We start from the raw sequence: 9,180 nt of genomic DNA, 5'->3' as shown, positions 1-9,180 counted from the left end.
CGACGGCATCCGCGGATGCCGTCGCCGAACAGGGGCCGAAGGGCGGGCAACCGCCGGCCGGTCAGCGCCCCCGGGACGGACGGGCCCGGCCGGCGCGCCGGTGGATCTCCACGGCCACCGGGGCGGCGGTGAAGACGGAGGAGTACGTACCGACGGCCAGGCCGATGAGGAGCGCCAGGGCGAAGTCGGTGAGCGAGGACCCGCCGAGCACGGCCAGGGCGGTGAGGATGAAGGCGGCGCCCAGGCCGGTGTTCACCGTGCGGGGCAGGGTCTGCAGGATCGCCTGGTTCGCGAGGTCCCGCACTGGTTCCTTCGGGGACCTGCGGGTCAGTTCCCTGACCCGGTCGAAGAGGACCACGGAGTCGTTGACCGAGTAGCCGATGACGGTGAGCAGGGCGGCCAGGAACACCCCGTCGACGGGCTTGCCGAGCCAGGCGAAGACGCCGACCAGGATCACCACGTCGTGCGCCAGGGCCGCGACCGCGGCGGTGCCGAACAGCCAGCGGAAGCGCGCCGCGAGGTAGACGAACTGCGCCCCGAGGGCCACGGCGAGCGCGATCAGGGCATTCCGGCGCAGCTCCTGCCCGAGGCTGGGGCCGATCAGTTCGTCGCGGACCTTGTCCGCCCCTCCGGCCAGGTCGCGCACCGTGCCGGTCACCTGGGCCTCCTCGGCGTCGTTCAGCGGATCGGTGCGCACGGTCAGGCCGGTGCCGCCGGAGGAGTGCACGACGGCCCGGGGGAAGCCGGCCCGCGCGAGCGCGGTGCGGGCCCGGTCGGCATCGACGGGTGCGTCGGTCGTGTACTCGATGAGGCGGCCACCGGTGAACTCCACGCCCAGATCGACGCCGCGCACCGCGATGCCCGACGCGGCCAGGACCAGCACGGCCGCTGAGGCGGCCAGCCAGCGGCGGGGGCGGCGCATCAGGTGGGGATTGCGGCGGCTGAGGCGGTCCCGGACGGCGCCTGTGGTCGCGATGCCGGTGAGACGGGGGCTGCGGCGCACCCGGGGGAGGCCGGCGGCGTACTCGGCGAGCACGCGGGTGATCACCAGGGCGCTGAACATGGAGGCGAGCACGCCGATGCCGAGGGTCACGCCGAAGCCCCGCACGGGCCCGGACGCCAGGAAGAACAGCAGAGCGGCCGCGATCAGAGTGGTGATGTTGGAGTCGGCGATCGCGCTGAGGGCGTTGCGGAACCCGGCCGCCAGCGCCGAGCGGGGGCTGGGGCGACGGCGGGCCGCGTACTCCTCGCGGGACCGTTCGAAGACCAGCACGTTGGCGTCCACTGCCATGCCGATCGCCAGGACGAAACCGGCCAGGCCGGGCAGCGTCAGGGTGGCGCCGAGCGCGGCCAGGGCGGCGTAGGAGACGAGGCCGTAGCAGGCCAGGGCGACGGCGGCCAGCACGCCCAGCAGCCGGTAGACCACGATGACGAACAGCGCGGTGAGCGCGGTGCCGACGGCCGCGGCCCAGGCGCTCGCGGTGATGGCCCGCGCGCCCAGGGTCGCGCCGACGGTGCGCTGTTCGACGGTCTCGACCGGCACGGGCAGGGCCCCGCCGTTGATGAGCAGCGAAAGCTCACGGGCCTCCTCCGGGCCGAAGGAGCCCGTGATCCGCGTGGCGCCGTCGCGGATACCGGCGCCGCAGGCGACCGCCGGGTCCACCTGCGGTGAGGAGATGACCTTGTCGTCGAGGACGATGGCCACCCGCCGTGCCGGATCGCCCGCCGGGCGGCAGGCGGCCTCACCGGTCAGCCGGGCCCAGCCCGCGCGGCCGGCGCCCTCGAAGTCCACGGTGACGTGCCATCCGGCGCCGCCCTGCTGGTCGAACCGGGCCGCGGCCTCCTGCACGTGCTCGCCGCTCAGGGCCGCGGCCCCGAGACGCAGCAGCCCGCCGGACTCGTCGGGCAGGACCCGCTCGCCGGCCCGCCCGGGCAGCGAGCGGGAGTCGGCGTCGGCGGTGCCGAGCACCGGGTGGAAGGTGAGCTGCGCGGTACGGCCCAGGACGTCGGCGGCCTTCTTCGGGTCCTGCACGCCGGGCAGTTCGACGATGATCCGGTGGTCGCCGGAACGGACGAGGGTGGGTTCGGCGACGCCGAGCGCGTCGATACGGCCGCGCAGCACCTCCAGGGTGCGGTCGGTGGCATCGCGGTCGGCTTCGGCGGTGGGGGAGGAACGGGTCTCCAGCACGATCTGGGTACCGCCGCGCAGGTCGAGTCCGAGGCGGACCGGCACGGTGACGGCGATGTACACGGACAGGGCGATCACGGCGAGGGCGAGCAGTGCCCTCACGCGCGCAGAACGGTTCAAGAGGGGCCTCCGGCAGGCGCACCACAGCCAGGGCCGCGGCCAGGTGAAGGCCACAGCCCGGTGAGGTGGGGTGTGAAGTGCGAAAGAGGGGGGTGTCAGGCGCCGGAGGGCACGGGCGGTGCCCGACCACGGTCGTGGGACGTGTGCGGACCGGACGAAGGCGTGTGCCCGGCCGGCGCCGGGAGCGGCGCCGACCGGGGAGAGGCGACGTGCGTGCCCGGACCGCAGATGGCGAGGTGGGCGCGCGGGGGAGGGTGCTCGCTCTGCGCCTGCTGGCGAGTCGCCGCCCGGACGCCGCAGACGGCGTCGCATCCGTCGCCGGCGTGCGGCACCGTGTCACTCTGCTGGACGGCTGCCGCCGTCGAGCCGCCCGCCTGCCCGCCCGCTGTACCGGCGGTCGCCCCGACCGCCGTACCGACCACCGGCCGGTGCGTCGTGTCGGGCGGCGGTCCGGCGGCGCCGAGCATGGCCAGCAGCGTCAGCACCGTCAGCGCCAAGGCCGCCAGCACCGCGACGGCCGGGGGCCGGGCGGTGCTGGTGCCGGAGACGGTGCGCGCGGCGGGGTGCATGCACCGTCCCCCTCTCGTCACGGTGGTGGTGCGGGCCGGGAGTTCAGGGCTCGATCAGGCCGACGCGGATGGCGTAGCGGGTGAGTTCCAGCCGGTCGCGCAGGCCCAGCTTCTGCAGCAGGTTGGCGCGGTGCCGCTGGACCGTCTTGATGCTGATGAACAGCAGGTCGGCGATCTCCTTGGAGGAGTGCCCCTCGGCCACCAGCTTGAGGACCTCTTCCTCACGGGGGGTGAGGATCTGGTCGGGGGTCTCCTCGCCGTGGCGGGCCCGGTGGAGGTAGTTGCGGATCAGCGCGGTGACCGCGCCGGGGTACAGGAAGGGCTCGTCCCGCATCGCGGCCCGGCACGCGGCGACCAGATCCCGGTCGGCGACGGACTTCAGCACGTACCCGCTCGCACCGGCCTTCAGAGCCTGGAAGAAGTACTGCTCGTTGTCGTGCATGGTGAGCATCAGGATCCGCAGGCCGGGCTTGAGGGCGGCCAGTTCCCGGGCGGCCTGCAGTCCGGTCAGGCGGGGCATGGCGATGTCGAGCACGGCCAGGTCGACGTCCCGGGTGCGGGCCAGCTCGATGGCCTCCGCGCCGTCACCGGCCTCGGCGACTACTTCGAGGTCCGGTTCCTGGTCGAGGATGAGCCGCACCCCGCGGCGGACCAGTGCGTGGTCGTCGGCGAGCAGGATGCGGATCGTGGTCGTTCCGGTCATGGGCAGAGCTACTTCCTGGAGACGGGTGCGGCGAGCCGGACCCGGGTGCCGGTGCGGGGTGCCGGGCCGATCTCGAGGCTGCCCCCGGCGAGCAGGGCCCGCTCACGCATGCCGCGGATGCCGGCGCCTTCGCGGGCGGCCTTGATGCCGGAGCCGTCGTCGGTGACCGTCAGCACCACGCCGTCGTCGGTGTGACACAGGGCGACGGTGACCTGTTCGGCCTCCGCGTGACGGGCGACGTTGGTCAGCGACTCCTGCGCCACGCGGTACAGGACCAGTTCCGTCTCCGGGGCGAGGGCGGGCAGGTCGGCCTCGAACCGGCGGGTGACCCGCAGCCCGGTGTGGGTGGCGAAGTCCTCGGTGAGCGAGGTCAGCGCGCTGACCAGACCCAGGTCGTCCAGCACGCCGGGCCGCAGCCGGCGCACCAGTCGGCGGACCTCGTCCAGGCTCTGCCGGGTGATCTCCTGCACCTCGGTCAGGTCCTTGCGCAGCGGCTCCGGTGCGTCGTCCGCGGCGCGCTTGAGGCCCAGCAGGATCGCCGTCATGGTCTGGCCGACCTCGTCGTGCAGTTCCTGGGCGATGCGGCGGCGTTCGGCCTCCTGCGCCAGCAGCGCCCGGGCACTGCTGGTGGCCCTTTCCCGCTCCAGCCGCTCCAGCATGGCGTTGAACGTGCGGATCACCTCGGCGACCTCGCCGCCGCCGGAAGCAGGCAGGCGCTGGCCGGGACGCAGCAGGTCCACCGTGGTCATCAGCTTGGTCAGCCGGTCCAGCGGGGCCATGCCCAGCCGCAGGAGCACGGCGTTGGCGACCAGCATGACCGCCAGACCGGCGACCAGGATGACCGCCTCGGTGAGCAGAACCGGTACGGAGACGGTCACCGGCGACCACAGCAGCAGGGCCGTGGCCGTGCCCAGCACCACGGCGTTGAGGGCGAAGATCCGCCAGAACAAGGACACCTGCCCCATGCCTTCCCTTCTCACTTCACCTCCACTGTGGCCCGCCACGTTCACGGTGCCGGGTGCTCGAAGTGAGTCCGCGGCCAGCCTGCCCCGTCCCCTGTGCCCCGTCGATGGGACCCGGACCCCATTTTCCGGGACGCGCACCACCCACGCGTCGCCGCATGGATCCCGTGGCCCGGCGTAAATGGGGCCCGCGCCCGATAGGTGTCCGCCGCCGGCCCGGCCAGGGTGGAAGGCACCGGGCAGGCCGACGGTCGGCCCGGCGACACCGCCGGGCGGTTCGCCGTCCGGCACCCGCCCCCGCGAACGCCGCGCGTGCGGCGAGTCCTCGAGAAAGGGATCGACCATGTCGCTCGACGTCACCCGGGCCGAACCCCACCTGCACGAGGCGCGACAGCGCCTGGAACACGCCCGCAGCTCCCGGCTGGCGCAGCTGCAGGCCCTCAACGAGACCGGACAGACCCCGGACGACCACCTGCTGTCCGAGCAGCGGAGCGCGATGCAGCGAGCCCTGAAAGAGATCGAGGAAGCCTTCGCCCGCGTCGAGAACGGCACCTACGGAACCTGCCTGGGCTGCACCCAGCCGATCCCCGCGGAACGGCTGGAGATCCTCCCCTACACCCGCTTCTGCGTCGCCTGCCGTCGCCGCACCACCTGACCACGCCCGCACCGACCCTCCGACGCCCTGCCCTCAAAGGGGTGAAGTGGTGAACCACCAGACCATCGGCCGGCGCACGGCACATCCGAGCACGGCACACCTGTCGGCCGAGGACCTCGCCGCCCTGCGCGAGACCCTGCACGAGCAGCTCCTGTTCCGGCAGGAGCAACTGCAGCAGCTCGCCGGAGAGGTCACCTCCCGCACCGAGGTCCGGCTCCAGCAGCAGGACGCCGCGCAGATCGAGGTACACGTCAAGCTCGCCGCCTCGGCCCGCATGGTCCTCGCCGACGTCGAGGCAGCTCTCGCCCGCATGGACGAGGGCACGTACGGCAGCTGCCACCTGTGCCGCGGGCCCCTCGACCGGGAACGGTTGATGATCGTGCCGCAGGCCCGCTACTGCGGACGCTGCCAGCAGGTCAGGAAGGCAGCCCCGTGACCGGCATGTCTGCTCACCCCCACGCCGCCGCCCCGCACCGGCCCTGGCCGGCCTGCCGGCGCTGCTGCGGCATCGCCCTGGACATGGGGAGCGCCCGCACCCGCGTCTGGATCGCCGGCCGGGGCGTGGTCGTCGACGTACCCACCGTCACTCTCCCCGGCGCCGACGCGGTGCACCCCATCCGGCGCGGCGTCATCGTCGACACCCCCGGGTGCGCCCGCATGCTGCAGCGCCTGCTCGCCGACCGCCTGCCCCGCCTCACCCGCCCCATGGTCATCGTCACCGCTCCCGTCCTGGACGGCGTCGCCTACCGCGCCCAGGCCCGCGCCGCGATCGACGTGCTGCGCCCGCGTACGGTGCTGACCGTGCCCAGCGCCCGGGCCATCGCCGTAGCAGCCGGCGCGGACGTGACCCGTCCGCTGATGGTGGTGGACATCGGCGCCCACCTCACCGAAGCGGTGCTGCTGGGCGACGGCGACATCACCGACGCGCGCCGCGCCGCCCTGGGCACCAGCGACCTGACCGGACCGACCACACCCGAGCAGATGGCCGAAGCGGTGGCCGCGATGCTGACCGCGATGCTCCGCCAGGACCGCACCTCGCTCACCGTCGACGCCCTGCACCGCGGCATCCTGCTGGCCGGTGGCGGCGCCCTGCGTCCAGAGATCACGTATCACCTCACCGGGCGGCTGCACGCGCCGCTGCGAGTGGTGCCGGCCCCGCACACCGCGGCCGTCCGCGGCGCCGCCAAGCTCCTGCAAGCCGCCCACAGCCACCCCTCCGCCTCCGGCCCCCTGCCCCCGGCCGCCCGTTCCCGTTAGATGTGCTGTCCCGTCGGCACTCCGCATCCGCCGCGTCCACCGCCGAAAGGAGGACACGTGCCCGGCCGCACACCCCCACCCCCACTCCCACCGCCACCACCGCAGGAACTGCCCAGGGTCACGCTCTGGCGGCTGCGGCGCAACCCGCTGCGCCGCCGCAGCGACCTGGTGCAGGCATGGACCGGCCTCGGCCTGCTCCTGGCCGCCCTGGCAGCCACCCCCGCCGCCATGTTCCTGGCCGGCGACGCCTCCTACCACCACTACACCCGCACCGCCCGGCACCAGGCAGCCACCCGCCACCACATCACCGCCACCCTCGTCGAGGACGCCCGGCGCCACCCCGAACCCACCTCCACCGAGGCCAGGAAGACCCGCTACCCGGCCAAGGTCCGCTTCACCGGCCCCGACGGACGCACCCACACCGGCACGACCGACGTCCAGCCCGCCCTGCCCAGGGGCAGCACCGTCCGGGTCTGGGTCGGCACCGACGGGAAGATCACCGATCCGCCCATGAGCCCCGGCCAGGTCCGCAGCCGCGCGATGGGCACGGCCATCATCGCCGCCCTCGGCGTTCACGCCACCGCAGCCGCCGCCTACGGGGTCGCCGGCCGCGTCGTCCAGCGCCGCAACCTCGCCGCCTGGGACACCGCCTGGGCCGAGACAGCACCCCGCTGGACGACATCGCCGTAGGCCCTGGAGCAGGGCCTACGGCGATCGGTGCGTGCGCGCGCCGGTCACGGCCGGCGTCGGCCGGCGCGGAGGGCCGGCGGGGGCGCGGGGTACTGCCCGGGCGTGGCGCTCAGTGCAGCCGGATCAGCGCCGCTTTGAAGGCGACGGCGTGCCGTGCCTCGTCCCGGGCGGTGTCGAGCCAGTAGCGGGCGGCAGCGGTGTCGCCGACGGCGGCGGCCCGTGCGGCGAAGAGCGGGTAGACGGTGGTCGCCTCCGAGCGCTCACCGGCGATGGCGCGGTTCAGGTTCTCCCGCGTGGTGCGCACCAGGCCGGCCAGGACGGCCTCGCCGGCGAAGTGCTCGCGCAGCTCGACCGTGGCTGTCCCTTCCCACAGGCGGGCCAGTGCCGGGTTCCCGGTCTGCTCCGCGTGTTCCGCGAACAGCATGTACTTGGCGTAGGCGAGGGCCTCGCCGTGCATCGCGGTGTCCAGGTTGGCCTTCGTCCGCGCGGCGTGCACCTGCGGCGGCCCGGCGGGCACCGAGACCGGGTCGACCGCGGGCGGCTCCGGGATGGTGCCCTGGCCGGACGTCAGGGCGGCGAGCGCCGCACGGAACGCGTCGCGGTGCAGGCCCTCGTCCGCGGCGATCTCCGTGAACAGTTCGGCGGCGTTCTCGTCCCCGTCCTGCCGGGCCTGCTCCGCGAACTCGCGGTACATGGTCTCGTGTTCGTACGTCTCCCCGTTGATGGCCTGACGCAGGTTGGCCGCGTTGGAGCCGACCACGCCGGCCAGCGTGGCCGCCTCGCGCAGGTGCTCGTTCAGCTCGGTCTGTGCCGTGGTCCGGAAGAGCCGGGCGACACCGGTGAGGCCTTCGCGGTCGGCCTGCGTGCCGAAGAGGTCGTAGGAGGCGAAGGCGAACGCCTCGCCTTTCATGGTGGTGTTGAGGTCCTCGAGCGTCTGCGCATGAAGAGCCCGGGCGGCATGGGCCCGCGGGTGGGTGTCGACCGGGCCGGCGAGGGCCAGGGCGGGCGCTGCCTGCGACGCCGCGGTCAGTGCGCACAGACCGACCAGCAGCGTACGGATAGAGCGGAACACGACTTCCTCCTCCGGGGGCTCTCGGATGACACGCCCCTTCCACATACGAACCGCTGGAGCGCGCCCGCGCCCTGTCTGCTGAGCCTCCCGGGTGACGACGTAGGCGTGATGAGTGAACAGGGCGGGTCACCACGGCGGCGGTGGCCCGGCGGCGGACGGGGCGCGCCCCGGTCTTCGGTGAGTTCTCACGCGACCGCCGCTCCGTCCCCGACGACGGGGCATCCTGGGAATCCGGCAAGCGGGCGGGAGGTGTCGGGATGCGGTGGTGGGCCGCGGCATGGACGGTCGCCGGGGTGGTCGTCCTGGCCGCCTGCGGCGCGTCGCCCGCCGGCGGATCGGCCGGAGGGGCGTCGCACAGCCGCTCGACGGAGCCGCCGGGCAATGCCCCTACGAGCAGCGTGCCGCCGCGCAGTTCCGCTCCAGCGGCCTCGCCGAAGCCGAAGCCGAAGCCGAAGCCGACGCCCACGGCCTCGGCCCCGCCCACGACCGGGGCCGCGAGCCCGACGGGACCCGGCCCGTCCGCGCCCGCCGCCTCGTCCTCGGCTACGGCCACCGGCTGTGTCGCGGGACGGACGGATATCACCGTGGCGTCGGCCGGTCCGCTCCGGCGGCGGGTGTGCGTGCGGCCGGGGACCGTGGTGTCACTGGTGCTCCGGCCCCGCACGGACGACAAGCGGTGGACGGCCGTGCGGAGTTCCGCGCCGGTCTTCGCCCTGGTGTCCGGATGGCGCGTGGATGCCGACGGCACCGCGCACGCCTCGCTGCGGTGCGCGGGCACCCGGGGCGGCAGCGCCGAGATCACCGCGCTGGCGAAGGCCCCGGACGTGGCGGGCGCGGCCCGCGGCGTCTTCGTCCTCGACATGACGGTGACCCCGTACGCGCGGGAGGGGTGACCCCCGCGCCCCCCCGCGGCCCCCCCCCCCCCCGCCCCCCGGGGGGGGGAGGCGCACGACCGCCCCAAGAA

The 9,180-nt window shown here is 74.3% G+C and carries 10 protein-coding genes; 5 read left to right on the top strand and 5 right to left on the bottom strand.

Annotated features, from left to right (window positions below):
• Positions 1-61: 61 nt before the first annotated feature.
• The 4 genes from secD to AB0G63_RS38555 all read right to left on the bottom strand — a co-directional run bounded on the left by secD (position 62) and on the right by AB0G63_RS38555 (position 4,536).
• On the bottom strand, positions 62-2,308 hold the full coding sequence (gene secD, locus AB0G63_RS38570) for a protein translocase subunit SecD (RefSeq protein ID WP_360760414.1): 2,247 nt from the start codon (positions 2,306-2,308) through the stop codon (positions 62-64).
• A gap of 95 nt (positions 2,309-2,403) precedes the next feature.
• Entirely contained in the window at positions 2,404-2,877 is a 474-nt protein-coding gene (locus AB0G63_RS38565) for a hypothetical protein (RefSeq protein WP_360760411.1), read from the bottom strand.
• Between the two features lie 43 nt (positions 2,878-2,920).
• The gene (locus tag AB0G63_RS38560; protein WP_360760408.1) at positions 2,921-3,580 is read right to left on the bottom strand and encodes a response regulator transcription factor; all 660 of its coding nucleotides are present in this window, start codon (positions 3,578-3,580) and stop codon (positions 2,921-2,923) included.
• Positions 3,581-3,588: 8 nt separating this feature from the next.
• On the bottom strand, positions 3,589-4,536 hold the full coding sequence (locus AB0G63_RS38555; RefSeq protein ID WP_360760417.1) for a sensor histidine kinase: 948 nt from the start codon (positions 4,534-4,536) through the stop codon (positions 3,589-3,591).
• A gap of 349 nt (positions 4,537-4,885) precedes the next feature.
• Here AB0G63_RS38555 and AB0G63_RS38550 point away from each other — a divergent pair, with 349 nt between their 5' ends.
• The 4 genes from AB0G63_RS38550 to AB0G63_RS38535 are packed head-to-tail and all read left to right on the top strand — an operon-like array spanning position 4,886 to position 7,144.
• The gene (locus AB0G63_RS38550; RefSeq protein WP_360760405.1) at positions 4,886-5,197 is read left to right on the top strand and encodes a TraR/DksA C4-type zinc finger protein; all 312 of its coding nucleotides are present in this window, start codon (positions 4,886-4,888) and stop codon (positions 5,195-5,197) included.
• Positions 5,198-5,243: 46 nt separating this feature from the next.
• Complete coding sequence (locus AB0G63_RS38545; protein ID WP_360760403.1) at positions 5,244-5,633, top strand: TraR/DksA C4-type zinc finger protein; 390 nt, start codon at positions 5,244-5,246, stop codon at positions 5,631-5,633.
• Positions 5,634-5,638: 5 nt separating this feature from the next.
• On the top strand, positions 5,639-6,454 hold the full coding sequence (locus tag AB0G63_RS38540; RefSeq protein WP_360760400.1) for a rod shape-determining protein: 816 nt from the start codon (positions 5,639-5,641) through the stop codon (positions 6,452-6,454).
• 57 nt (positions 6,455-6,511) lie between these two features.
• Entirely contained in the window at positions 6,512-7,144 is a 633-nt protein-coding gene (locus tag AB0G63_RS38535) for a hypothetical protein (RefSeq protein WP_360760397.1), read from the top strand.
• Positions 7,145-7,253: 109 nt separating this feature from the next.
• On the opposite strand, the gene AB0G63_RS38530 is transcribed toward AB0G63_RS38535, so the two are convergent.
• Positions 7,254-8,216, bottom strand: a complete 963-nt coding sequence (locus tag AB0G63_RS38530; RefSeq protein ID WP_360760395.1) for a ferritin family protein — start codon at positions 8,214-8,216, stop codon at positions 7,254-7,256.
• Positions 8,217-8,863: 647 nt separating this feature from the next.
• On the opposite strand from AB0G63_RS38530, the gene AB0G63_RS38525 reads away from it, so the two are divergent.
• The gene (locus AB0G63_RS38525; RefSeq protein WP_360760392.1) at positions 8,864-9,109 is read left to right on the top strand and encodes an acetyl-CoA synthetase; all 246 of its coding nucleotides are present in this window, start codon (positions 8,864-8,866) and stop codon (positions 9,107-9,109) included.
• Positions 9,110-9,180 lie beyond the last annotated feature (71 nt).

It is taken from the genome of Streptomyces sp. NPDC020996 (assembly GCF_040641355.1).
GTDB lineage: Bacteria > Actinomycetota > Actinomycetes > Streptomycetales > Streptomycetaceae > Streptomyces.
This window is presented reverse-complemented; position numbering and strand designations above follow the sequence as displayed.

Bases quoted from the DNA above. Each gene is read 5' to 3' on its own strand.
- AB0G63_RS38540 (WP_360760400.1), top strand. From the start codon at position 5,639: ATGTCTGCTCACCCCCACGCCGCCGCCCCGCACCGGCCCTGGCCGGCC.
- AB0G63_RS38565 (WP_360760411.1), bottom strand. From the start codon at position 2,877: ATGCACCCCGCCGCGCGCACCGTCTCCGGCACCAGCACCGCCCGGCCC.
- AB0G63_RS38560 (WP_360760408.1), bottom strand. From the start codon at position 3,580: ATGACCGGAACGACCACGATCCGCATCCTGCTCGCCGACGACCACGCA.
- AB0G63_RS38550 (WP_360760405.1), top strand. From the start codon at position 4,886: ATGTCGCTCGACGTCACCCGGGCCGAACCCCACCTGCACGAGGCGCGA.